General features: G+C 70.6%; 21 protein-coding genes and 2 pseudogenes. 13 read left to right on the top strand and 10 right to left on the bottom strand.

The window, feature by feature from the left end:
- Position 1: 1 nt before the first annotated feature.
- Positions 2 to 1381, top strand: a complete 1380-nt coding sequence (locus tag RM704_RS13740; RefSeq protein WP_311590578.1) for a metallophosphoesterase — start codon at positions 2 to 4, stop codon at positions 1379 to 1381.
- Positions 1382 to 1422: 41 nt separating this feature from the next.
- On the opposite strand, the gene RM704_RS13735 is transcribed toward RM704_RS13740, so the two are convergent.
- From RM704_RS13735 to RM704_RS13720, 4 genes are all read right to left on the bottom strand, one after another.
- Complete coding sequence (locus tag RM704_RS13735) at positions 1423 to 2487, bottom strand: NAD(P)H-dependent amine dehydrogenase family protein (protein ID WP_033531020.1); 1065 nt, start codon at positions 2485 to 2487, stop codon at positions 1423 to 1425.
- A 148-nt stretch (positions 2488 to 2635) separates the two neighbouring features.
- On the bottom strand, positions 2636 to 3529 hold the full coding sequence (locus RM704_RS13730) for an LLM class F420-dependent oxidoreductase (RefSeq protein ID WP_033531021.1): 894 nt from the start codon (positions 3527 to 3529) through the stop codon (positions 2636 to 2638).
- Positions 3530 to 3569: 40 nt separating this feature from the next.
- Positions 3570 to 4322 carry an NADPH-dependent F420 reductase gene (locus tag RM704_RS13725; RefSeq protein WP_033531022.1) on the bottom strand — a complete coding sequence of 251 codons (753 nt, stop codon included), beginning with the start codon at positions 4320 to 4322 and terminating at the stop codon, positions 3570 to 3572.
- Between the two features lie 85 nt (positions 4323 to 4407).
- Positions 4408 to 5178 (bottom strand): SDR family NAD(P)-dependent oxidoreductase, encoded by a 771-nt coding sequence (locus RM704_RS13720; RefSeq protein ID WP_033531023.1) that lies wholly within the window; start codon positions 5176 to 5178, stop codon positions 4408 to 4410.
- A gap of 127 nt (positions 5179 to 5305) precedes the next feature.
- Here RM704_RS13720 and RM704_RS13715 point away from each other — a divergent pair, with 127 nt between their 5' ends.
- The 3 genes and pseudogenes from RM704_RS13715 to RM704_RS13705 all read left to right on the top strand — a co-directional run.
- Positions 5306 to 5899: a TetR family transcriptional regulator gene (locus RM704_RS13715; protein ID WP_033531024.1), complete on the top strand. Its 594-nt coding sequence runs from the start codon at positions 5306 to 5308 to the stop codon at positions 5897 to 5899.
- A gap of 48 nt (positions 5900 to 5947) precedes the next feature.
- Positions 5948 to 6583, top strand: coding sequence for a TetR family transcriptional regulator (locus RM704_RS13710; RefSeq protein WP_311590577.1), 636 nt, complete (start codon positions 5948 to 5950; stop codon positions 6581 to 6583).
- Positions 6584 to 6619: 36 nt separating this feature from the next.
- Positions 6620 to 6757, top strand: a pseudogene (locus tag RM704_RS13705) (SDR family oxidoreductase); the annotation flags it as partial.
- A gap of 86 nt (positions 6758 to 6843) precedes the next feature.
- Here RM704_RS13705 and RM704_RS13700 read toward each other — a convergent pair.
- The 3 genes from RM704_RS13700 to RM704_RS13690 all read right to left on the bottom strand — a co-directional run bounded on the left by RM704_RS13700 (position 6844) and on the right by RM704_RS13690 (position 10026).
- Positions 6844 to 7878 carry an SMP-30/gluconolactonase/LRE family protein gene (locus RM704_RS13700; RefSeq protein WP_311590576.1) on the bottom strand — a complete coding sequence of 345 codons (1035 nt, stop codon included), beginning with the start codon at positions 7876 to 7878 and terminating at the stop codon, positions 6844 to 6846.
- A gap of 66 nt (positions 7879 to 7944) precedes the next feature.
- Complete coding sequence (locus tag RM704_RS13695; protein WP_033531025.1) at positions 7945 to 9528, bottom strand: Na+/H+ antiporter; 1584 nt, start codon at positions 9526 to 9528, stop codon at positions 7945 to 7947.
- Between the two features lie 120 nt (positions 9529 to 9648).
- On the bottom strand, positions 9649 to 10026 hold the full coding sequence (locus RM704_RS13690) for a DUF2255 family protein (RefSeq protein ID WP_033531026.1): 378 nt from the start codon (positions 10024 to 10026) through the stop codon (positions 9649 to 9651).
- 307 nt (positions 10027 to 10333) lie between these two features.
- Between RM704_RS13690 and RM704_RS13685 the strand changes: the two genes are divergently transcribed.
- The 9 genes and pseudogenes from RM704_RS13685 to RM704_RS13645 all read left to right on the top strand — a co-directional run bounded on the left by RM704_RS13685 (position 10334) and on the right by RM704_RS13645 (position 21459).
- Entirely contained in the window at positions 10334 to 11233 is a 900-nt protein-coding gene (locus RM704_RS13685; RefSeq protein ID WP_033531027.1) for a helix-turn-helix transcriptional regulator, read from the top strand.
- A 387-nt stretch (positions 11234 to 11620) separates the two neighbouring features.
- A complete protein-coding gene (locus RM704_RS13680; RefSeq protein WP_033531028.1) occupies positions 11621 to 12259 on the top strand; it encodes a (2Fe-2S)-binding protein in 639 nt (212 codons plus the stop codon).
- Between the two features lie 12 nt (positions 12260 to 12271).
- Positions 12272 to 13255, top strand: coding sequence for an FAD binding domain-containing protein (locus RM704_RS13675; RefSeq protein WP_033531029.1), 984 nt, complete (start codon positions 12272 to 12274; stop codon positions 13253 to 13255).
- A complete protein-coding gene (locus RM704_RS13670; RefSeq protein ID WP_033531030.1) occupies positions 13252 to 15450 on the top strand; it encodes a xanthine dehydrogenase family protein molybdopterin-binding subunit in 2199 nt (732 codons plus the stop codon). The genes RM704_RS13675 and RM704_RS13670 overlap by 4 nt, the downstream gene beginning before the upstream one ends.
- A gap of 79 nt (positions 15451 to 15529) precedes the next feature.
- Positions 15530 to 15661 (top strand): annotated as a pseudogene (locus tag RM704_RS13665) (FAD binding domain-containing protein); the annotation flags it as partial.
- Positions 15658 to 17838 carry a xanthine dehydrogenase family protein molybdopterin-binding subunit gene (locus tag RM704_RS13660; protein ID WP_033531031.1) on the top strand — a complete coding sequence of 727 codons (2181 nt, stop codon included), beginning with the start codon at positions 15658 to 15660 and terminating at the stop codon, positions 17836 to 17838. The pseudogene RM704_RS13665 and the gene RM704_RS13660, both read left to right, overlap by 4 nt.
- 193 nt (positions 17839 to 18031) lie before the next feature.
- Positions 18032 to 19168 carry an XdhC family protein gene (locus RM704_RS13655; protein ID WP_033531032.1) on the top strand — a complete coding sequence of 379 codons (1137 nt, stop codon included), beginning with the start codon at positions 18032 to 18034 and terminating at the stop codon, positions 19166 to 19168.
- 129 nt (positions 19169 to 19297) lie between these two features.
- Positions 19298 to 20143: an SDR family oxidoreductase gene (locus RM704_RS13650; RefSeq protein WP_033531033.1), complete on the top strand. Its 846-nt coding sequence runs from the start codon at positions 19298 to 19300 to the stop codon at positions 20141 to 20143.
- Between the two features lie 236 nt (positions 20144 to 20379).
- Positions 20380 to 21459 carry a PQQ-dependent sugar dehydrogenase gene (locus tag RM704_RS13645; protein ID WP_033531135.1) on the top strand — a complete coding sequence of 360 codons (1080 nt, stop codon included), beginning with the start codon at positions 20380 to 20382 and terminating at the stop codon, positions 21457 to 21459.
- Between the two features lie 123 nt (positions 21460 to 21582).
- Here RM704_RS13645 and RM704_RS13640 read toward each other — a convergent pair whose 3' ends face one another.
- The 3 genes from RM704_RS13640 to RM704_RS13630 form a co-directional block, all read right to left on the bottom strand.
- The gene (locus RM704_RS13640) at positions 21583 to 22374 is read right to left on the bottom strand and encodes an SDR family oxidoreductase (protein WP_033531034.1); all 792 of its coding nucleotides are present in this window, start codon (positions 22372 to 22374) and stop codon (positions 21583 to 21585) included.
- A 109-nt stretch (positions 22375 to 22483) separates the two neighbouring features.
- Complete coding sequence (locus RM704_RS13635) at positions 22484 to 23323, bottom strand: SDR family oxidoreductase (protein ID WP_033531035.1); 840 nt, start codon at positions 23321 to 23323, stop codon at positions 22484 to 22486.
- A gap of 258 nt (positions 23324 to 23581) precedes the next feature.
- A complete protein-coding gene (locus tag RM704_RS13630; RefSeq protein WP_033531036.1) occupies positions 23582 to 24514 on the bottom strand; it encodes a helix-turn-helix transcriptional regulator in 933 nt (310 codons plus the stop codon).
- Positions 24515 to 24520 lie beyond the last annotated feature (6 nt).

The following is a 24520-nucleotide window of genomic DNA, read 5'->3' as shown; positions in this document are numbered from 1 at the left end:
CGTGGTCATCGTCGTATCCGTCTTCGTCCTGGCGTTGTTCGGCGCACTCCACTGGTACGTATGGCGCCGCCTCATACGGGACACCACACCCAAGGGGTCGTTCCTCCGACGAGCCGGAAGCATCGTCTTCGTGGCCGGGCCCCTGCTGCCGATGGCGGCCATGACAGCGGAGGGCGACGGTGTCCCTTTCCTTCTGCAGCGGATCCTGGCCTGGCCCGGGTATCTGTGGCTGGCGCTGTTCCTGTACCTGCTGCTCGCGTTGCTGCTTGGTGAGGCCGTGCGGCCTGTGCTGCGGCGGTGGCTCGCGCATCGGGGCGCCGGGGGAGACGCGCGACAGCGGATTCGCCCGACGGCGCAGTCCCCGGAAGTGGCGGAAGTGCAAGCGACCGACTCCGATGCCGAGGAACTGGCTTCGGCCGACGAGCCGTTGACCGCGACGGCGCATCGTGGCGATTCCGATGCCTCTGCCTCACGAGGCACCGCGCCCGTCACCGTGCTGGACCCTCCGCACGTGTCGGAGCCGACGCTGTCGGCCGGCAGCACCGCCCCCACCGGCCCGTCGCGCCGCCTCTTCGTCTCCCGCGTCGTGGGCGGGGCCGCCGCGGCCGTAGCCGTCGGCACCGTCGGCTACGGCACGTACGGTGTCCTCCGCGGGCCCAAGGTGAAGCGCCTCACGGTTCCGCTGGCCAAACTGCCGCGCAGTGCGCACGGGTTCCGGATCGCCGTCGTCAGCGACATCCACGTCGGTCCCATCCTGGGCCGCGGCTTCGCCCAGCGGGTCGTCGACACCATCAACGCGACCCAGCCCGACCTGATCGCGGTCGTCGGCGACCTGGTCGACGGCAGCGTCGAGAACCTCACTCCTGCCGTCGAACCACTCGCCGGGCTCCGGGCACGGCACGGCGCCTACTTCGTCACCGGCAACCACGAGTACATCTCCGGCGCGGAACCATGGGTGGAGAAGGTACGGGAACTGGGACTGCGCCCGCTGGAGAACGCCCGCACCGAGCTGCCCGGCTTCGACCTGGCGGGCGTCAACGACGTCCGCGGTGAAGAGGAGGGCCAAGGCCCCGACTTCGACAGAGCACTTGGCGACCGCGACCGTTCCCGCACGGCCGTCCTCCTCGCCCACCAACCCGTCGTCATCGACGACGCCGTACGTCACGGCGTCGATCTCCAGCTCTCCGGCCACACCCACGGCGGTCAACTCTGGCCGGGCAACGTCCTCGCCGAACTGGCCAACCCCACGGTCGCCGGACTGGAGCGCTACGGCGACACCCAGCTGTACGTGAGTCGCGGTGCCGGCGCCTGGGGCCCACCGGTGCGCGTGGGCGCTCCGTCCGACATCACCGTCGTCGAACTGGCCTCGGTGCAGGCGTAGTTGTGTTGCCGACGTAGCGGGGTTGATCGGCACGAGGATATTCAGGCCAGGTCCGCGACCATCCGCGGCAGGTCGAGGGTGGTCCTGATGCCGGGCGGTGCCTCGCAGACCAAAGGCACGGCGTTGACGACGATGTGGGCGCTGTAGCCGGGTGAGACGGCGGCGTAGTTCTCGGACGTGACACGGATGTCGATGTCGAGGGGCGCGTCACCCTCGACGACGACGTGCCAGCCGGTGTCGCGCACCTGCCCTTTCCAGTCCTCTTCGAGATCCTGGGTGAGGTACCAGGTGGGCCGGACCACCATGAACGGCTTGCCGTCTCGCCAGCCGGTGACCTCGAACCGCCAAGCGGCGACCGAGCCGGCCTCGACGGTCGTCGTGCCGACCTTCACCGGCTTCGCCGCCGTGCCCACCGTTCCTGTCGCGGTGACCTCGTCGAGAGGTACTGAAAGACCGTCGGCGAGTTGGCGCAGCGAGGTGCCGAAATCTTCGCCCAGGCCGGCGGCCACCCGCGTGAGGTCCATCGCCGCGGGGTCTTGGCCGAACATCTGGGAGAGCAGCTCCGGTGAGTTGCGCGTCGTCATGTCGGCGAACTCCTCGATCGTCAGGCGATCGAGCCGGCGCTGGAGGGCGGTTACCGCGAGCGGGAAGATCTCGGTGATCCAGCCCGGGCTCGAGCCCGTGGCGTGCAGCGATGTACCGCCGCGCTCGCACGCGGCCTGGATCCGCTGCCGTACATCGCGGTCGAGACCGGCCGGGTAATGGAAGTCGGTGACGCTCGTGACGACGTTGGCGCCCGACTCGAGGAGTTGGCAGATCTCGTCGATCCTGACCGCCTTCAGTACCGGCATGTACAACACACAGTCGGGACTGGCGGCGAGAATGTCTTCGATGCTGCCGGTGGCACGAACGCCGGTCGGCTCCATGCCGCACAGTTCACCGGCGTCACGGCCAACCTTCGCGTCGGCGTACACGTACACGCCGACCAGGTCGTACCGCGGGTGCTCGATGATGCATCGCAGGGCGTGTGCCCCGGTGTGACCGGTCGCCCATTGAGCGACTCGGTAGCGCCCAGGTGGTTTCCAGCCGGGCTGGTGATCAGACACTTCTCTCCCTCTTGTGAGACGTGTGGCGCGTAGGCACCGAACCCGCAGGCTTCCAGGCGCGCTGTCCACCGGGCGAGGCTGATGGGGTACGGGCTGCTTTGTTCGCCATGACCATGGGTGGGCCTCGACCGGTCGGACACGGCTCTTGTCAGCCGAGTTCGGCCAGCCGTCGTGCCGCCGGGGCGGCGCGCTCCTCGATCCAGCGGGCGGCTCCGGCGAGCGGAACGGAGGCGATCACGGTCTCGATGCCGAGCTCGGCGTAGCCGGTCATCGCCTTGGCGAAGCCGTCGAGGTCGCCGTCACGGAGCGCGTCCCCGGAGTACATGGCCGTCTTGCGGATCCGCCCGTAGTCCCGGCCCAGATCGTCGCAGTGGCGGCGCAGCACCTCCAGCTTGTGCGCAACCTCGGCGTTGGTGAAGGCGGTGAGGTTGCAGGCGTCCGCGTACTGGGCCACCAGCCTCAGGGTCTTCTTCTCGCCGCCTCCGCCGATCATGATCTCCGGGTGCGGAGCACTCACCGGCGGTGGCACGCACACGGTCTCGGCCAGCTGGTAGTGCCTGCCCTCGAACGGCCCGTCGTCCTGCGGGTCCCACATCTGCAGGCAGATCCGCAGGGTCTCCTCCAGCCGTTCGAACCGCTCGGCCGTCGGAGGGAAGGGCACGCCGAGGCCGAGGTGTTCGCGCTCGTACCAGGCCGCGCCGATGCCGAGGGTGGCGCGGCCGCCGGAGAGGTGGTCGAGCGTGGTGACGATCTTGGCCAGCAGGCCGGGATGGCGATACGTCACCCCGGTCACCAGCGCCCCGAGTTGCACGGTGGACGTGTGCGCGGCGAGGTGGCCGAGCGTGGTGTAGCACTCCAGCATGGCGCTCTCGGCGCCGCCCAGTACCTCCATCTGGAAGTAGTGGTCCATCACCGACAGCCGGCCCACCCCCGCCGCCTCGGCGGCGGCTCCGACCGCAGCCAACTCAGGCCCCAGCCCACCGTGCCTCTTCAAGTCACCTGCGGCCTCGTCGAATCCCACGATGTTGATGCCCAGTCGCATGTCGGCCTCCCGCCGCAGTCGCTGCTCCGCGCTTCCTGGGTCAGTCCCGGCTGAGGGTCTGGCGGGCGTCGGCCGCGGAGCGCCGGACGGCGGTGTCGGTCAGTTCCTTCACCTTGTCGGCAGGCACCGGGACGCTCGGGGCTTCGAAGAACCAGCGCCCCATCTCCTCCTGGGTCAGTCCTTCGGGCTGTGCCGGTAGGTAGGGCTGGACGTAGACCGGGGTGCCCGGCTCGCTGCGCCAGCTGTCGGCGAGGGGGCCGATGTCCACGGCCTCGTAGCCCAGCGCGTCCAACAGTTCGGCGACCTGCGCTTTGGCGGCCGTATCGTCGCCGGAGATGGGCAGGGCACTGCGGTCGTCGGAGCCGGCGGGCCGGGCTGCGGTGAACAGGCGCACGAAGTCGATGCTGTTGAACGCCTTGACCACCCGGGAGTCGGCCAGGTGCCGCTGCACCAGGGCGCTGGAGGTCTGCTCGCCCGCGTCCAGCTCGGCGATCCGGTCGTCACGCTCGGGGTAGTAGTTCATGGTGTCGATGACGGTCTTGCCCGCCAGGGCGGCGGCCGGAAGCTGCTCGTACTTGCTCAGCGGGACCGTCGCCACTACCAGGTCACCGGCCTGCGCTGCCTCAGCGGGTGTGGCCGCGCGCGCCTGCTCGCCGAGTTCGGCGACGAGGTCGGCGAGGGTCTCGGGGCCGCGGGAGTTGCTCAGCACGACGTTCAGGCCGGCGCCGACGGCGAGACGGGCCAGTGCGCTGCCGATGTTGCCGCTGCCGATGAGTGCGAGGGTCTTGGTCATGGGTCACGTCTCCAGTTCAGTGGACAAATAGAGGTGGTGCAGGGGTCTCGAATCGAGGAGCGGGTGCTGTGAGTTGCGCCCGTCCTCAGCCGCGCAGGCTCATGCCGCCGTCGATCGACCAGGCCTGGCCGCTGATCCAGGCCGCGTCGTCGGAGAAGAGGAAGGCGACGGCGCCGGCCAGGTCGGCGGGCTCACCGAGGCGCGGGCTGCGGGCGTACTCCAACGCCATGGCCTGCAACTGCTGGTCGTCCTGCGCCTGCTGGGTCTCGCCCATGACCAGGCCAGGGGCGACGACATTGCAGCGGATGCCCTCCTTGCCCCAGCGGGAGGCGATGTGGCGGGTCAGCGCATTGACCCCGGCTTTGGAGGCGGCGTACGAGGGTCGCGTGGGCTCGCCGCCCCAGGCCGCGCCGGAGGAGGTGTTGACGATGACGCCGCCGCCCTGGCCCAGTAGGTGCGGGAGGACCGCCCGGCAGGTCAGGGCGTAGCCGAGCAGGTTCACGTCGTGGGTGCGGCGCCACACGGCCGGGTCCATCTCCAGCAGGTCGACGTCACGGCCCAGAGTGGCCGGCGAGAGGTCGGCGCCGACGTTGAAGAGCCCGTCGACCCCGCCGAACTCGGCGACGGACCGGTAGACCAGCGCTTGAATCGTGGCCTCGTCACCGAGGTCGAACTCAACGGCGATCGCGGTGCCACCCGCCTCGGTGATTCCCTTGGCAGTGGCTTCGGCTCCAGCGAGATTGATGTCGCCGACGACGACCGAGGCCCCCTCCTCGGCGAGCCGTTCGGCCGTGGTCGCGCCGATGCCGGTCGCGCCCCCGGCAATGACGATCCTCTTGCCCTGCAGACCCCTCATGACTCTCTCCCTTGCTGAGCTGAAGCGCCACACTTGCGTCAATCGCTACACTCTGACACTGGGTTTCACAGTGGAAACTGTAGCTCATCGTTGCGAGCCGAGGTCAAGGGAGAGGTAGGATCGAGAAGTGAGTGGAGCAGTACGTACGAACACGAGAGACATCGCGCGGGCCGCCATCCGGTTCGAGCTGGCCCAGGTGGCCTTCGACCTGTTCCGCCGTGAGGGCTTCGACAACGTCACCGTCAACGACCTGGCCGCGGCTGCGGGAGTGTCCCGCAGTACCTTCCTGCGCTATTTCGGCAGCAAGGAGGATGCCGTCCTCGGCGCCGTCGACGCCCAGGGCGAACAGGTCGCCGATGCTCTACGCGCCCGGCCTGCCGACGAGGGTGACTGGACGGCACTGCGGCGCGCGCTGGACACCGTCACCGAAGTCCATCGCCGGGACCCGGACGGCACACTCGCGATGTCCCAGCTGATCATGCGCACGCCCGCGCTGGGCGCCCGCACGCTGGAGAAGCAGAACGGCTGGCGCCCCGCCATCGCCCAGGCCCTCGCCGAGCGCGCCGATCCCTCGTGGCCCAACCTCCTGGTTCCGTCGGTGCGCGCCGCCGTCGCGGTGGACTGCTTGAACGTCGCCGTCGACCACTGGACCGCCTCCGACGGCCGCCTCGAACTCGACGCCCTGCTCGACGAGGCCTTCGCCGCATTCGCGCCAGGGTAGGCACATCCGCTTCGTGAAACTGGGTGTCATACTGGCATCTCGAGGACAATGCTGGGACCGAGGTCGGAGTACGGGATGGGGGTGCGGGTGGACGTGGCAGCCGGGCGCGCGAAGACCCGTGACATCGCCAGGGCCGCGGTACGGGCCGAACTGGCCCAGGTGGCGTTGGGTCTGTTCCTGCGCGAGGGATTCGACAAGGTCACGCTGGATGACCTGGCCGCCGCAGCAGGGGTGTCCCGCAGTACCTTCCTGCGGTACTTCGGCAGCAAGGAAGAAGCGGTTCTCAGCGTCTTCGACGCCCAGGGCGAACAGGTCGCCGACGCCGTACGCGCCCGCCCGGCCGACGAAGACGACTGGACGGCGCTGCGTCACGGGTTGGACGTCGCCATCGAGCACTACCGTCAGGACCCGGCCCGGGCCCTGACGATGACCCGGCTCGTCCTCGACACACCCGCCCTGTGCGCCCGGCAATTGGAGAAGCAGCGAGGCTGGTGGCCTGCCCTGGCCAATGCCCTTGTCGAGCGCACCGATTCCCCGCAGCCCCTGACGCCGGCCATCTCCGTGAAGGCCGCCGCCGCGCTGGACTGTCTCAACATCGCTCTCGACCACTGGACCGCCTCCGACGGCCGTCTCGACCTCGTCGACCTGCTGGACCAGGCATTCGCCGCGCTCAGCTCCCGCTGATGCGCTGAAGTCCGAGCCGCCCGAGGTCTTGCTGCTGCCGTTGCCCATCTTCCCGCTCGCCGTTTCGGCCTGCCGCGCGAGATCGCCGAAGCCGTCGCATACCTCGCCTCCGAGGACGCTGCCTTCGTTCCTGGCGCGTTCCTGAGTGTCGACGGAGGCGCAAGCCTCGTCTGAATCGGCGCCGGGAGACCTGCGTCGCCGCTCGCATCTGGCTGCCGGCACCCGCAGCAGGTAATGCCGCGGGTGCCAGCTTCGCCAGTTCAGGAGGTCCGGCCGCAGTTCAGCGCGGTGGGGTCGATCGTTCCGCGCTGCACCTTCGCGTCGTGGGGCTCGGCGAGACCGGCGTTGGTGACGTAGAGCCGGTTTCCGCGCACAGCGGTGGAGGTGGGGGAAGCGAGGCCGTCCTTGGACGTCAGGACGGTCTCGGTGGTCCCGTCGGGGTGGACGAGCGCGACCTGGTTGAGGCCGTTCTGCGCGGCGAACACCACGTCGGAGCGGTCGTTGAGGAAGGTGAAGTCGTCAACGCCGGTCAGGCTGCTGGTCACGGTGTGGATCCGGCCGGGGGCGCCGGTGGCGGTGACCGGGATGCGCGACAGGGTGCCCTTCGCGAGGTTGGAGACCCAGACGGCGCCCTTGTGGAAGCGGAGTCCGTTCGCGCCGAGGGGTACGGACGGGTCCCCTTCCAGGGTGGGGTCGGTCAGCCAGGCGGTCGCCTTTCCGCCGGAGGACGGGACGGTCCAGACGGTGCCCTTGTTGCTGTCCGCCGCGTACAGGGTGCGTCCGGTCGGGTCGAGGGCCAGGCCGTTGGGCAGCCCGTCCGTGGGCAGAGCCGCGATACGGCGCGGGGTGCCGCCGGGAGGCAGCTTCCACACGCCGGCCCGGGAGGCGTCGGAGGAGGCCACGTTGTAGTAGATGTTGCCGCCGCGGTCGCGCGTGTTGCCGGTGAACGTGTCGCCCGGCTGCCCGGCGACGATCACCTGGCTGCGCCCGGACGGGGCGATCCGCACCAGCGCCGGACGCTTGCCCGCCACGCTGCCCAGCATGGAGACGGTCAGTGAGTTGTCCGGGTTGACGGTGAGGTTCTCCGGGGAGTCGCCGGCCGTGAAGTCGAAGGTGGCGAGGGTCTTCACGTCGGTGACGACCGGCTTCGGGGATGTCTCCGTCGCCGTGGATGCGGACGCGGACGGCGTCGAGACAAGAACCGCCGCCGTCGCGGCGATCGCCGCCGCGAGTCTGAACCGCTTGTTCAGGAGCGTTGCGGTGGGGACTGCTGTGGAGGTTTCCATGGGGTGCATCGCACTCTTCTTGAAGGGCGCAACTGTGGTTGCGCATGGGGTGGAACAGGAAAGGTCGGGGGCGCGTCAGTCGCTCAACTCGGCCCCGGACAGGCGTACTTCCTCGATGTCGAGGTAAGCCTGCACTTGGCGCAGCACGGTGTCGTCGATGTGGTTCTCGTCGCGGAGTCTGACGACGGTGGCGCGTTTGCGGGCGAGGAGGGCGAGGCTCAGCGCGGTGTAGTCCTCCTTGTGGCGCAGGACCACGGCGTCGTCGGCATCGTCGTCGGCGCGTACGACGCGCAGGTGGGTCTCGTACTCGTGGCGCGTCCATTCGGCGACCTCAGGGGCGGTGCCGAGACCGGCGGCCACCTCCGGCAGCGCCTTGAGGGCTTCCTCGGCGGCGGTGGTCTCGGCGAGGGAACGCTCCTCCTCGGCCGAGGCGTCGTGGGGAAGTCGGGCCCAGCGGACGACGCGCGGCAGGAGCAGGCCCTGCACCACCAGGGTCAGCATGATGACCCCGGAGGTGACGAAGACGATCACATCGCGGTCGGGGAAGGGGGCGCCCGAGTCGAGGGTCTCCGGTACCGACAGCGCCACGGCCAGTGACACCGCGCCCCGGAAGCCGGTGACTCCGCCGACCACCCGGGCCCGGTGGCTCATACGGCGCAGCCGCTGTTGTGGGCGGCGGTCCAGTAGGCGGATGAGGTACACGGCGGCGAACTGGAAGGTGAAGCGGACGGCGACGAGCACCACCGACACGACCCCGACAGTGATCAGGGCGTGGGTGAGGTCGTCGCTGGTCAGGTCGCGGACGGCGGACTGTGCCTCCAGGCCGACGAGCACGAACAGGGAGGCGTTGAGCAGAAACGTGGACAGAGACCAGAACGCCTGCCCCTGCCGCCGCGTCGCCGCCCCGAGCAGGCGCGGGCCGACCTGGCTCATGATCAGCCCGGCCACCACGACGGCCAGGACTCCGGAGGCCTCGATCTCCTCGGCGAGGAGGAACGCGGTGAAAGGCGTACCAATCGTGACCACGTTCCCCAGCAGGGGGTCGTCCAGGCGGCGGCGCAGCTGGATGCCGAGCCAGGCGGTCACGGCTCCGGCCGCGGCCCCGCCGACGTAGGCCAGGAGGAAGAGCCAGCCGACGTGCGGCACGCTGAAGTGCTCCTCGCCGACGGTGATGCCGACGGCGAGTCCGTAGACGACCAGGGCCGTGCCGTCGTTGATCAGACTTTCGGCGCGCAGCAGGGTGATGCTGCGGCGGGGCAGCATGCGGGCGAGGACTCCGACCGTCGTCGCGTCGGTGGGTGCGACGGCCGCACCGAGTACCCAGGCCGGCCCCCAGGGAAGCCCCAGGGCGTGCGCGACCGCTGCTACGGCCCAGGCGGTGAGGATGACCAGCGCGGTACTCATCAGCATGATGCCGCGCAGGTCCTGCCGGATCCCGCGCAGGGAGGTGGTCAGGCTCTCCCAGTACAGGAGCGCCGGGAGGAACAGCAGCAGCATCGCCTCCGGCGGCAGGTGCACTTCGCGTAGTGCCGGGACGAATCCCAGCAGTGCCCCCGCAGCCAGCAGCAGGACCGGCGGCGCGATACGGAGCCGGTCTCCCGCGACCTGGCACACGAGCACGGTCGCGCACAGGACCACGACGAGTTCGAGACCGAGCACGTTTCATCTCCTGGACAGGTGGTGCGAGTGCGCGGCGGGAGGCCGCAGGAAGCCCCGGCGCGGTGCGCGGGACGGTTCTCGGGTCGGGGTGTCGGGTGCGGCTCGTTCCGGAGGCCGGGCTCAGCGCGGCACGAGCCGCATCGTCGTGGTGGACGCCTTGGGGCTCGTGATGGCCTCGATGATCTCCGCGGCGTAGTGCCCGTACTTGCTGCGGTAGGCGGCGTCCACCTGATCATTGATGTCGTGGTCGGCGTCGAGGAAAGAGACGTCCTTGTCCACGCCGCCTGCCCGGATGTGACCCTCCTGACGCGAACGCGTGGTGCGGAACCAGTCGGAGGTGGGGCCGTACACCGAACGGACGTAGATCCCGTCACCCACGCGGACGACCCAGATGGTCCGCGGCTTGCTCAGCACACCGTCTCGGCGCACGGACGCGATCACCAGTTCCTCCGCCGACCCGACCCTGTCGAGTTCGTCGTTCGTCCATGCCGTCGCCATCGGGGTCTCCTTCGTAGGTACGGATGTGGTCCTCGCCGCAGGTGGGCGGCTGCCGAGGTCACGATGAGCAGCGCCGTCACGATCGGCAAGCGGGCGCGCAGGTACTCGGGGATCGTCACCCCGTCGGCCACTGGCCACGCTCGCACGCCGCGGACCTGGGACCATCCGCGTGCCCTCAGCGTGCCGCCTGCACGCGCAAGATGGCAGGCCGGGTTGTGCCAGGCAGCGGTGTTCAGTGCTGTGACAGGGCACCCTTCGACGTCGTGTGCATCGGCACACGGGTCACGGGGCTGCCACACTGGAAGACATGGCACGTGAGCAGCACAGTGGCGGTAGCGGCGGCACCGAGCTGGGACGCTTTCTGCGGGCCCGCCGCAGCCGGGTGACGCCCGGCGACGTCGGCCTGCCGGCCTCCTCCGGATTGCGCCGCACCCCGGGGCTGCGCCGTGAGGAACTGGCCACTCTCGCCGGCATCAGCATCGACTACTACGCCCGTCTGGAGCGCGGGACCGAGACCCGTCCCAGCCCGTCCGTGATCGACGCCATCGCCCGCGCTCTGCGCCTGGGGGAGGCCGAGCACAAGCACCTGCGAGAGCTCGCGGCGAGCGCCGACGGGAACGTGGCCGCGCCGACGACGGTGCCGAGCCGGTCCGTACCTCCGGGCACCGGGTTGATTCTGGAGAGCCTGCGGCCCAATCCCGCGTACGTCGTCGGCCGCACCTTCGAACTGCTCGCCGCCAACCCCGGCGGACTGCACCTGTTCGCCGGGATCGAGGACTGGCTGGGGGAGCAGCGCAACCTCGCGCGCTACGTCTTCCTCCACCCCGCCGCCCGCAGCCTGTTCGCCGACTGGGACGGCGCGGTCCGCAGCGCCGTCGCATGGCTGCGCGGGCTGGCCGGCATCGAGCCGGACGCCCCCGACCTCGCGCTCATCGTCGACGAACTCCTGAGCAAGAGCCCGGAGTTCGCCCGCATGTGGGACCGCTACGACGTCAAGGGCAACACCAGCGGCCGCCACACGTACCACCATCCCGACGTCGGTGAACTCACCCTCGGCTACCAGGGCTTGACGCTGAACGGCACCAACAGCCAGCACCTGGTCGTCTTCTACGCCGAGCCCGACACCCCTGAGTACGACGCGATGGTCCTCCTCGACAAGGCCGCGCAGGAGAAGGCCTCAAAGCCGTCGACGTCGTCCGCGCAATAGCGAACCGGCGAACGGGCGAACCCAGAACATCAAGCACGCCATCGCCTAAAGCATTGGCTTGAACTGGCTGCTACTGCCAGACATAGGCACGGGAGTCGTACGCAAAGTACTCCCTGGCGGCTCTCCGTCACCCGGCACAGGCTGGATCCTGCGCCGAGATCACAGCCGTAACCGCGGCCTGTCCCGCATCTCGGCTCACTGTCGGAACGCCGAGGGCCCTCCCCACAATGGGCCTTCGCGGAGGGCCTCCGGCGACGACCCATGCCCGCCGGGTGTCGACGGACGGGCGTCCTGCGCCCATACCGCACAGCGTCGCCGGACGGTCGTGGCGTATCAACCCGAGACAACCGATCCTCCGCCGCATCCCCACAAAGCGAGAGAGTGCGTATGACCACCGAACTCCCGGACACACCCCCCGAACTGACCGAAGGACCCGCGCCGGTGCCCACCCGGCGCACCTTCATCGCGACGACAGCCGCCGTCGGTGGTGTGGTCGCGGCGGGTGGCCTGGCCGCGGGATCGGCGCTGACCGACCAGGACTCGCCGGCCGCCGAGGCCCCGCCCAGCGGCCGACTCTCGTTGACCGTCAACGGCGAGCGGCGCACGCTCACGATCGACAACCGGACCTCACTGCTGGACCTGCTGCGTGAGCACCTCGGGCTGACCGGTTCCAAGAAGGGCTGCAACGCGGGTGCCTGCGGGGCTTGCACGGTCCTGGTCGACGGACAGCGGGTCAACTCCTGTCTGACGCTGGCGGTGCGTCTGGAGGGCGCCGAGGTCACCACGATCGAGGGACTCGCCAACGGTGACCGGCTGCACCCGCTGCAGGCGGCGTTCGTCGAACAGGACGCTTTCCAGTGCGGGTTCTGCACCCCCGGCCAGATCATGTCCGGCGTCGGCTGTATCGAAGAAGGCCACACGGACTCCGCCGAGGAGATCCGGGAGTGGATGAGCGGCAACATCTGCCGATGCGGCTGTTACGTCAAGATCGTCAAGGCGGTCGACCAGGTCGCCCACGGGAAATGAGGCCCGGCCCCCATGTACCCCTTCTCCTACACCAAGGCCTCCGACACCCGTGAGGCACTCAACGCCGGGCGTCGCGGCGGGCGTTACATCGCCGGCGGCACCACCCTGGTCGACCTGATGCGTGAGACCGTCGAGCGCCCCGACACCTTGGTCGACATCAGCGACCTGCCGCTGCGGGACATTACCGTCACCGAGCGCGGCGGCCTGCGCATCGGCGCTCTCGTACGGATGACGGACGCCGCCGCCCACCCCAAGGTGCGCACCACCTTCCCGGTCATCTCGCAGGCTCTGGAGCTGAGCGCCTCCGCCCAGCTACGCACCATGGCCACCATCGGCGGCAACATCATGCAGCGCACCCGGTGCACGTACTTCCGGGACGTGAGCGCCGACTGCAACAAGCGCGACCCTGGCTCTGGTTGCGCCGCGCGCGAAGGCTTCAACCGCACCCACGCAATCCTCGGCACCTCAGACGACTGCGTGGCAACGCATCCCTCCGACGTCGCCGTGGCCTTTGCCGCGCTGGAGGCGCGCGTGCGTCTGCTGGGTCCGGACGGAAGCGAGCGCACTGTCCTCTTCGCGGACTTCCTCCTGCGGCCCGGCAGTACCCCGAACCGCGAACAGGCCCTGCGGCAGGGGGAGTTGATCACCGCCGTCGAGATACCGGCCCTTCCGCGTCCGCTCAGGTCCGGTTACCTGAAGGTCCGGGACCGGCAGTCGTACGAGTTCGCCCTCACCTCGGCCGCCGTCGCCCTGCACATCCGTGGTGGCGTGATCCGCGAGGCGAAGGTGGCCGCCGGTGGTGTGGGCACCGTGCCCTGGAAGCTGCCCGCCGTCGAGCGCCGCCTCATCGGCGAGCGCCCCTCCAACGCGCTGTGGGCCGAGGCGGCCGGGGAGGCGCCGGGCGGGGCCCGGCCCCTCCAACACAACCGGTTCAAGGTCGAGTTGCTCCGGCGAACAGTCGAGCGCCAGCTGCGCATCGTAGGAGAGAGCAAATGAGCCCGCAGCCGCAGGCAGCCGTCGGCGCCCCGCTCTCCCGGGTGGACGGACAACTCAAGGTCACCGGCAAGGCACAGTACGCCGCCGACTTCGACCCCGAGGGCGTCGTGCACGCGGTCGTCGTCGACAGCACCATCGCCCTGGGACGGATCACCGGCATCGACACCCGTGCCGCCCTCGCCCAGCCCGGCGTACTGACGGTGATCAGCCACCTCAACGCACCCACGCTTGAGTACCGCGACAACCCCGGGGGATACAACCCGCCCGGCAGGCGGCTGCGCGCCTTCCAGGACGACCGGATCCTCTTCCACGGTCAGCCGGTCGCCGTGGTGGTGGCCACCACCCTGGAGGTCGCGCAGCACGCCGCGGACCTGGTGGAGGTCGAGTACGACTCGCGGCAGCCCACGACCGACATGAGCGGCAGCCCGGCCGGTGGCGAGCCCCTGAACTACGCCCGGGGCGACGCGGAGGCGGCGCTGGACTCCGCGGCCGTACGCATGGAGGCGACGTACCGGCTCGCCCGCAATCACCACAACGCGATGGAGCCGCACGCCACCGTCGCCCGCTGGGACGGCGACCGGCTCACCGTCTGGGACAAGACCCAGTGGGTGCAGGGCGCCCGGAACGAACTCGCTGCCGTGTTCGGCATCCCGCAGAACTCGGTGCGTGTCATCTCGCCGTTCGTCGGCGGCGCGTTCGGCAACGCGTCACGGGTCTGGCCGCAGACCACCATCGCGGCCGTCGCCGCCCGCGAGACGGGACGCCCGGTGAAGCTCGCGCTGACCCGTGAGCAGCTCTACTTCCACGTGGGCTACCGACCGACGTACGAGTACCAGGTACGGGTGGGCAGCGACGGGCGCGGGCGCGTGACCGCGATGATCCATGACCTGAGGTCGGAGACCTCGCGTTACGAGACGCACGGAGAGCCCATCCTGACGCTCGGGCAGATGCTCTACAACACGCCCAACGTCCGCATGACGCACCGGTCCGTGCCCCTGGACGTGAACACCCCGACGTGGATGCGCGGCCCCGGCTACGCCACCGCCTCCTACGCCGTCGAGTCCGCGATGGACGAGCTCGCGTACGAGGTGGGCGTCGACCCGATCGAGCTGCGCCTGCGCAACGAACCGGAGGAGGACCCGTCCGACGGGCTGCCGTTCTCCACCCGACGGCTGCGCGAGTGCCTCGCCACCGGCGCCCGCGAGTTCGGCTGGAACCGCCGTAACCCCCGGCCGCGCTCCACGCGCGACGGCGACTTGCTGATCGGCATGGGCATGGCCGCCGGCGCCTACCACACCCGACGGGACCCGGCCGAGGCCTCGGTCCGGCTGGACGCCGACGGCACCGCGCTGGTGCAGTCCGCGGCCAGTGACATGGGTCCGGGTACGTACACCTCGATGACCCAGGTTGCCGCCGACGCCCTCGGCCTGACCATGCGCAACGTGACCTTCCGGCTTGGCGATTCCCTCATGCCGCCGGCTCCGCTGCAGGGCGGTTCGAAGACCATGGCCAGTGTCGGATCCGCCGTTCAGGACGGCTGCGACAAGCTGCGGCAGCAGGCGATCAAGCTGGCCGTCGAGGACGAGGGATCGCCGCTGTACGGCGCCGACCCGGACGATGTCGTCGTACGCGGCGGTCGGCTGCACGTGAAGGACAACCCGGCGCGCGGGGAGACCTACCGTCAGCTCCTGGCCCGCAACAACCGCACCCGTCTCGAAGCGAACGGGTCCTACACGCCGGGCGAGGAAGTGGAACGGTTCTCCACCCACGCGTACGCGGCGACGTTCGCCGAGGTCGCCGTGGACGCCCGGCTGGGTCTGGTTCGCGTGCGGCGGATGCTCGGCGTGTACGACGCGGGCCGCATCGTCAGTCCGAAGCTCGCCGACAGCCAGGCACTCGGAGCCATGGTGGGCGGGATCGGCACGGCTCTCCTGGAGCACACGGTCACCGACCACCGCGACGGCCGGATCGTGAACGCCAACCTCGCCGACTATCTCGTGCCCGTCAACGCCGACGTCCCCGACCTGCGGGCGATCTACCTCGAAGGGGAGGACACCGAGGCAGACCCGCTCGGCGTCAAGGGCCTCGGAGAGATCGTGCAGGTCGGCGTGGCACCGGCCGTCGCCAACGCGGTGTTCCACGCCACCGGGCGCCGGATCCGCGAACTGCCCATCACCGCCGAGGCCCTGCTCTGAGCCGAGCCCCGATACGAGCCCCCGGGCGGCCTGCGTCGTGGTGAGGACGGCCGCCCGAGGGCTCCCCGCACCTGGACCCGACGCGTTGTGGGCCGAGGCGGGCGAGGAAGCGTCGGACGGGTCCCGTCCCCTCCAACACAACCGGTCCAAGGTCGAGTTGCTCCAGCGGACCGTCGAACACCAGCTGCGCATCATAGGAGGTACCAAGTGAGCCCTCAGCCGCAGGCAGCCGTCGGCGCACCGCTCTCCCGCGTGGACGGACGGCTGAAGGTGACCGGGCAGGCGAAGTACGCCGCCGACCACGACCCCGTGGGCGTCGTCCACGCGGTCGTCGTCGACAGCACCGTTGCCCTCGGGCGGATCACCGGCATCGACACCCGCGCCGCCCTCGCCCAGCCCGCGGTACTGACGGTGATCAGCCACCTCAACGCACCCGAGCTGCCGAACCTCGACACGCCGTTCGAGCGTCTGCTCGCGTTCCAGGACGACCGGATCCTCTTCCACGGTCAGCCGGTCGCCGTCGTGGTGGCCACCACGCTGGAGGCCGCGCAGCACGCCGCGAGCCTGGTCGAGGTCACCTACGACGCCGAACAGCCCTCCACCGACCTGACCGAGGCGCCTCCGGCCGACGACCCCGAGACCTACGCGCGCGGCGACGCGGACGAGGCGTTGCGATCCGCCGCCGTACGGCTGGAGACGACCTACCGGTTGGCCCGCAACCACCACAACGCCATGGAGCCCCATGCCACCGTCGCCCGCTGGGACGGCGACAAGCTCACGGTGTGGGACAAGACCCAGTACGTGGTCGGCACCCAGAACCAGCTCGCGGCCGCCTTCGGCATCCCGCGGGAGTCGGTGCGGGTCATCTCGCCGTTCGTCGGCGGCGCGTTCGGCAGCGCGCTGAGGACCTGGCCGCACGTCACCATCGCGGCTCTCGCCGCCCGAATGACGGACCGCCCGGTCAAACTCGTCCTGACCCGCAGGCAGCAGTACTTCGGCACGGGTTACCGGCCCGCGTACGAGTACTCGGTACGTCTGGGCAGTGATCGCCGCGGACACCTGACCGCCGTGATCCACGAACTGCGGTCGGAGACCTCCCGCTACGAAACGCACATGGAGCCCGTCCTGGGCATCGGGCAGATGCTCTACACGACGCCCAACGTCCGTCAGACGCACCGCTCTGTGCCGCTCGACGTGAACGCGGCCACCTGGATGCGCGGCCCCGGCTACGCCACCGCCGCCTTCCCCATGGAGTCGGCGCTGGACGAACTCGCCTACGAACTGGGCGTCGATCCCATTGAGTTGAGGCTGCGCAACGAACCGGAGGAGGACCCGTCCAGCGGGCTGCCGTTCTCCACCCGACGCCTGCGCGACTGCTACCGCGTTGGCGTCCGCGAGTTCGGCTGGAACCGCCGCAACCCCGAGCCCCGCTCCACCCGCGACGGCGACTGGCTGATCGGCACCGGTGTGGCCACCGGCGTCTACGACGTCGTACGCAGCGCCGCCCAGGCTTCGGTCCGGCTCGACGCGAACGGCACCGCACTGATCGAGAGCTCGGCCAGCGACATGGGCCCCGGCACGTACACCTCCATGACCCAGGTCGCCGCGGACGCCCTCGGCCTGACGATGCGCAACGTGACCTTCCGGCTCGGCGACTCCGTCATGCCGCCTGCCCCGGCACAGGGCGGCTCGCGGACCATGGCCAGCGTCGGCTCCGCCGTCCAGGACGGCTGCGACAGACTGCGGCAGCAGGCGATCCGCATCGCCGTCGAGGACGAGGACTCTCCGCTGTACGGTGCCGACGCCGCCGATGTCGTCGTACGAGGCGGCCGGCTGCACATGAAGGACAACCCGGCGCAGGGGGAGACCTACCAGCAACTCCTCACCCGCAATGACCGCGGCCACCTGGAGACGCTCGGGACCTTCACCCCGCCATCGGGACCGGCACGGTTCTCCATGTACGCCTACGGTGCGATGTTCGCCGAGGTCGCTGTCGACGCCCGGCTGGGGCTGGTTCGCGTGCGGCGGATGCTCGGCGTGTACGACGCGGGCCGCATCATCAGTCCGAAGCTCGCCGACAGCCAGGCACTCGGCGCCATGGTGGGCGGTATCGGCGCGGCTCTCCTGGAGCACACGGTCACCGACCACCGCGACGGCCGGATCGTGAACGCCAACCTGGCCGACTACCTCCTCCCGGTCAACGCCGACGTTCCCGACCTGCGCGCGATCTACCTCGACGGCGAGGACCCCGAAGCCGACCCCATCGGCGTCAAGGGCCTCGGTGAGATCGTGCAGGTCGGCGTGGCACCCGCCGTGGCCAACGCCGTGTTCCACGCCACCGGGCGACGGATCCGCGAACTGCCCATCACCGCGGAGGCGTTGCTCTGAGCCGAGACCTCAGACACGAGGCCCCGGGCGGCCGGAAATGCCAAGTGGTGAGCCGGGTCCCCGTCGGGCTCCCCGATCCGTCCGGTGGCTGCCACGCACAGCCGCCGGACACCAGGGCCGCCGCCGCGATCATCGTCCCCCACGGCGCGTGGCGGCGGCCCTCCCCCATCCGTCGTCCCTCACGGAGACCCCCATGCTGAACATCGCGGACACGCTGTACGCCTGGTGCCGCGAGACGCGTCCCTTCGCCCTCGCCACCGTCGTCCAGGTCAGCGGCAGCGCACCCCTGCCGCCCGGCACCGCGCTCGCCGTGGACGCGGACGGCAATGCGGTCGGCAGCGTCTCCGGAGGCTGCGTGGAGGGAGCCGTCTACGAACTGTGCCGCGAGGCCCTGGCCGACTCCGGCGCCCCCGCACGGGCCCGCTTCGGCTACTCCGACGACGACGCCTTCGCCGTGGGTCTGACCTGCGGTGGCGAGATCGACGTGCTGGTGCAGCGGGTGGACCCGGTCGACCAGCCCCACCTCGCCGTCGCCCTCGACGAGGTACGGCGAGGCCGACCCGCCGCCGTGGCGCAGGTGGTGGACGGGCCGGAGGAACTCCTCGGCCGCAACCTGTGCGTTCTCGGCGACGGCAGCGCGTACGACGGAACCCTCGGCGGCGCGCGAGACAGGGCCGTCGCGGCGCAGGCCCGCGCCCTGCTCCGGGCGGGCCGCACCGGACTGGTCGAGGTGGGAGGGGACGCCGACACCTGCCCCGAACGGCTGTCCCTCCTCGTTCACACCAACGCGCCCCGCCCCCGCATGCTGATCTTCGGCGCCGTCGACTTCGCGGGCGCGCTCAGCCAGGCCGGGAGCTTCCTCGGCTACCGGGTCACTGTCTGCGACGCCCGTCCCGTCTTCGCGACCCCCGGTCGCTTCCCGTACGCCGACGAGGTGGTCGTCGACTGGCCGCACCGCTACCTGGTCGGCACCGAGGTGGACGCCCGTACCGCCGTATGCGTGCTCACCCATGACGCCAAGTTCGACGTACCGCTCCTGCGCCTGGCCCTGAGCCTGCCCGTGGGGTATGTGGGTGCGATGGGCTCGCGGCGTACCCACGACCACCGCCTGGGCCTGCTGCGGGAGGTGGGCGTACCGGAGACGCATCTGGCCCGTCTCCACTCACCGATCGGCCTGGACCTCGGTGCCCGCACCCCCGAGGAGACGGCCGTCTCCATCACCGCGGAGATCATCGCCCATGCCCACACCGGCACCGGTCTGCCTCTCTCCCACGGCACCGGTCCCATCCACGAGCCCCTTGCCGCGAGAGGTGCCCTGGCAGGTCACTGAACACCGCTACAGGGCACAGCCCGGTCTGCCACATCGCGGCGCCGCGAAGCAGGCTGAATGCTCGTAGGAGATCCCTTCCTTGGCAAAGCCCCCTTATTGCCCCCCCTTTTTGATCACAGGAGACAGACGATGGACAAGGACGTAGCGGTCATCATCGGTACGGGCGGCATCGGCCTGGCGATCGCCCGTCGTGTGGGCATCGGCCGCATCGTGCTGCTCGCCGACTACAGCGAGAAGGCACTGGGCGTCGCCGCTGAGCAGCTTCGCGGCGCGGGCTACGACGTGTCCACGCACGTCGTCGACGTGTCCCAGCCCGACGCGGTGGCTGCCCTCGCCGACACGGCCGCGGAGCTGGGCCCCGTCACTCAGGTCGTGCACAGCGCCGGAGTCTCGCCCGTACAGGGCACCACAGAGCAGGTCCTGCACGTCGACCTGCTCGGCACCGCGCTGGTCCTCGACGAGTTCGCCCGCGTCATCGCGCCCGGCGGCGCCGGTGTCGTCATCTCCAGCATGGCCGGCCACATGGCGGGCGGCTACCCGTACGACACCGAGCACGCGCTGGCGAGCACCCCCGTCTCCGAGCTGCTCGCCCTGCCCTTCCTGGCCCCCGAGGAGGTGGGCAACTCCGGTGTCGCCTACGCCCTCTCCAAGCGCGGCAACGCATTGCGTGTGCAGGCCGCCGCCGTCGAGTGGGGCAAGCACGGCGCCCGCATCAACTGCATCAGCCCCGGCATCATCTCCACCCCCCTGGCCCAGGACGAGATGTCCGGCCCCGGCGCCGAGGGATACCGCCAGATGATCGAGACGTCGGCCGCCGGACGCATCGGCACCCCCGACGACGTCGCCGAGGCGGCGGCCTTCCTGCTCGGGCAGCAGGCCGGTTTCATCACCGGGTCCGACCTCCTGGCCGACGGCGGCGTGATCGCGGCGCTGCGGGCCGCGCAGGCGTGGCCGGTTGGCCGGGCGCAGAGCTGACGCCAAGGGCTCCGCCGGAAACGCGTGAGGGCCTGTCGATCGTCTGCGGCGCCGTCGTGGCCGGTCGCGCAGTTCCCCGCGCCCCTTTGGGCGCTACCGAACCGTAGTCGGGAGGCAGCCCGCTGTCCCACCACCCCTGAACCCCGCCCCCCATCCGCGCCATCGAGAGGAACCCCGCCGTGCCCCGTCCCACTCCGAAAACGCCCTGGGCCGCGGCCTGCGCCGCCGCCGTACTGATGCTCGCGGGCTGCACATCGGGGAGTTCGGGCGGCGAGGACGAGCCCGCTTCGTCCGCCGGCACGGACAACGCGGGCTCGGGCTCCTCGCGCGTGCGAGTCCTGCGGACCGTGACGCAGGAACTGAACACCCCGTGGGGCCTGGCCCCCTTGCCGGACGGCGACCTGCTGGTCTCCTCCCGAGACGACGGCACGATCACCCGTGTCGACGCGGACAACGGCCGGAAGACCGAGGCCGGCACCGTGCAGGGAGCGCAGGACCTGCCGGGCGAGGGCGGCCTCCTCGGGCTCGCCGTCTCCCCGGACTTCGCCTCCGACCGCCTGGTGTACGCCTACCTCACGACCGCCTCGGACAACCGCATCGTCCGCATGCGCTACGACACCTCGCGCCCACAAGGCGAGCAACTGGGCCGTCCGGAGACGGTGTTGGAGTCAATCCCCACCGGGACGTACCACAACGGCGGCCGGATCGCCTTCGGCCCGGACGGCATGCTCTACGCCGGCACCGGCGAGACGTGGGACCAGCCGATCGCCCAGGACCGGGACTCGCTCGGGGGCAAGATCCTGCGCATGACCCCCGAGGGCCGGCCCGCTCGCGGCAACCCCGAGCCCGACTCGCTCGTGTACTCCTCCGGCCACCGCAACCCGCAGGGCCTGGCCTTCGACGACGACGGGCAGCTGTGGGCGTCGGAGTTCGGCCAGGACACCTGGGACGAGCTGAACCTGATCCGGCCCGGCCGCAACTACGGCTGGCCGGAGGTCGAGGGCACGAGCGACCGGGCGGGCTTCACCAATCCAGTGGCGCAGTGGACTCCCGCCGAGGCCTCACCCAGCGGCATCGCCTACGCCGAGGGCGCCATCTGGATGGCGAGCCTGCGGGGCGAGCGCCTGTGGCGCATCCCGCTGGACGGCTCCAGGGTCGCGGGCGAGCCGTCAGCCGCGCTGGAGGGCTCGTACGGCAGGCTGCGCACGGTCGTGGCGGCGGGCGGCGACAGGCTGTGGCTGGTCACCAGCAACACGGACGGCAAGGGCTCGCTGGAGGACAGTGACGACCGGATCCTGCTGCTCCGGGTGTCCTGACGGCCCACCAGGGCGGGCACATCGGTGTCAGCCCTCCGTTCCGGCACGCCGAACAGCCTCTCTCACCGAGGAATCCCGGCGGTGCCAGGGGCTGAAGTTCTCGCTGTGCCCGGCAGCGGGCTCTCAGGCGCTGGCGAGTGCCCTGATGGCTTCGAGGTCGTCGCGGACTCGCTGCGGCTCCTTCTCCAGCGGCATGTTGGCCTCGTCCCGGGCGGCGTCCAGAGTGCCGGGCGCGTCCTGGTCCAGTGCGGCGAACAGCGGGCCCATGTCGCTGGGGGCCGGGCCCTGTTCCGCGACCAGTTCGAAGGTGCGGCGCTCCGCCTCGGGGGCGGTGAGGGCCGCCACCAGGACCTGGGCGATCTGCGCGCGGGAGATGACGCCGTCGGCGGGACTGCTGGAGCGCCGCGCATCCCCCTGGAGGAATACGGGGCGGTGCTGGTCGGGGCCGTTCATGTCGAACCAGCCCGGCCGCACGATCGTGTACGGGAGGCCGCTGGCGCGGACCAGGCGCTCGGAGCGGCGCTTCCAGTCGAGCAGGTGGCCGTAGATGGGATTGCGTGAGGTGAGACCGATGGAGGTCATCAGCGCGATACGGGGCCGCTGCCCGTCCAGAGCCGCCAGGATGTTGCGGACTCCGGCGTAGTCGACGCTCTCGGGCGAGGAGTGGGCCGTGCCGTCGGATCCGAGGGTCAGCACGATGGCGTCGACGTCGGCGACGGCCTTGGACAGAGTCTCGGGCCGGGTGACGTCGGCGACGGCGATCTGTGCCTCGCCGGGGAGCTGCCGGCCGGCTTTGGCGGTGTCACGTACCAGTGCGCGGGTGGTGTACCCGCGGGCGATCGACTCGGCCACGACGAGCCGCCCGATGCTGCCCGTCGCGCCGACCACCAGTACGGTCATGGGTGCGGTCGTCATGATTCCTCCGCCTGCTGAGCTGATGATGTGTGTGGTGTGGGGTCCTCCGCATCCTGCGCGGAGAGATGGGTGAGAGGAAGGAGCCCTTTCCGGGCTCCTGGTCCTCCGGTCAGGGGATCGTCAGTTCCCCGGCGCGCAGTGCGGCGGTCACGCCGCCGTCCATGAGGAGGTCCGCGCCGGTGATGAAGCCGGCCTGGCGGCCGAGGAGGAAGGCGGCTGCGTCGGCGACCTCGTCGGGGGTGCCGAAGCGTCCGGCCGCCGACACCTTGCGGACCTGTTCGAACCACTCGCCGCGGGGTCCGGACAGTTCGTCCAGCGCCAGTGGCGTGATGATGACGCCGGGGCTGACGGCGTTGACGCGAGCTCCGCGCTTGCCCCAAGCCACGGCGGCGGTCTGCACCCGCAGCGAGTTGGCCCGCTTGGAGAGCGCGTAGGCGTGGACGGTGGTACCCACCTGGTCGGGCTGGAGGAAAGGCAGCGCGAGCAGCTGTGAGGTCTCGGTGGTGGCCAGCGCGTGCTCGATCTCCGGCGCGTAGGGGCTCTCCCGGTGCCCGGCCATGCTGGCGATCACGAGGCCGGCGCCGCCGGGAGCGATGACCCGGGCGAACGCGTCCAGGACGAACGCGGTGCCCAGCAGGTCGACGTGCAGGATCCGCTCGATGGTGGCCTGAGTGGGTGAGACACCGGCGGTGTGCACCACCTGGGTCACCGGCCCGAGAGCGGCGGCCGCGTCGGCGAGCGCCTCGACCGCACCCTGCTCGAAGACATCGGTGACGCGGGTCGTCACGTCGTACCCCTCGCCGCTCAGTCGTTCGGCGGCGGCGGTGGCCGCCTGCTCACTGTGGTCGGCGAGCAGAACGGTCCGCCCGGGCCCGACACGGCGTGCGATCGCGAGGCCGATGCTGCCGGAGCCGATGACGACGACTACTTCTTGCGTATTCCTGCTCATGACTCCACGTTTCCCTTGAGCCTTCATGGCGGCTGACCGGCGCCGGAACCCTTGCCTGGCGCCGTTCCGGGTGAAGCCGCAGGCCACGCAGGTGGTGACAGGACCTCTGAGCCGTGCCAACCGCTCCTGCGGCACCTGAGTCCAGCCTGCGGAAGGGCGGACCAAGATGGCAGGCCGCGCTGTGCCGTGGAGCGCCGTTCGGGGGAGCGACAGGGCCCCCCACAGTGATCGCCGGCGCCCTCCCTCACAGCGTTTCTCTCAGGACGCAGAGGAGGCGGCGTCCGAGGAGGTGTCGCGTGGTGCCGTGCGGGTGGCCGGCTCCTGGCCGAGCAGGTCCAACAGGGCCATGGCGTCGTGCTCCGGGGTGGCGGGTTCGGCGTAATAGGCGATCAGACGGTGGCCGGGTGTGCCTTCCAGGAGGAGGGACTGATAGCCGAGGGTGAGGTCGCCGACCTCGGGGTGGTGGAAGGTCTTGCGGCCCTGGGCGCGGCTCTTGACGTCGTAGCGCTCCCACAGGCGCGCGAAGTCCGGGCTCTTGAGCAGGAGTTCGCCCACGAGCTGGGCCAGGTCGGGGGCGTCGGGGTCGGTGCCGGCCAGTGCCCGCAGGCGCGCCACGCAGCCGCGGACCTGGTGGTGCCAGTCCTCGAACAGGTCGCGCGCGGCGGGGTGCAGGAAGACGTAGCGCGCGATGTTGCGTTGCTTCGCCGGCCACTCCTCGATCCCCGCCAGCAGCCGAAGCCCCGCGGGGTTGGTTGCCAGGATGTCGTTGCTGCGGCTGACCACGTAGGCCGGGCCGGGGCGCAGGTTCTCCAGCAGGAGCTTCAAGCCGGGCCGCACTGTACGGCTGGGCGCGGCTGGGGGTGCCCCCTCGCTCGAGCGAAGCCGAGAGTGGGGGAGTGCGGCTACGGTCGCGAGACTGCGCAGGTGCTCGTGCTCCTCCTCTCCCAGCTGCAGGGCACGGGCCAGCGCGTCCACGACGGACGGGCTCGGCCGGGTTTCCTTGCCGCGCTCCAGACGGCTGTAGTAATCGATGCTGATACCGGCCAGGGTGGCCAGCTCCTCACGGCGCAGCCCAGGCGTACGACGCACCCCGGAGCCCGCTGCCAGGCCGACGTCCTCGGGCGTCACCCGGGCCCGGTGGGCACGCAGGAAGCGTCCCAGCTCGGTGCCGTTGTGCTGCTCACTCTTCATACCGTT

This window comes from Streptomyces gottesmaniae, from assembly GCF_031845845.1.
Taxonomy (GTDB): domain Bacteria; phylum Actinomycetota; class Actinomycetes; order Streptomycetales; family Streptomycetaceae; genus Streptomyces; species Streptomyces akebiae.
This window is presented reverse-complemented; position numbering and strand designations above follow the sequence as displayed.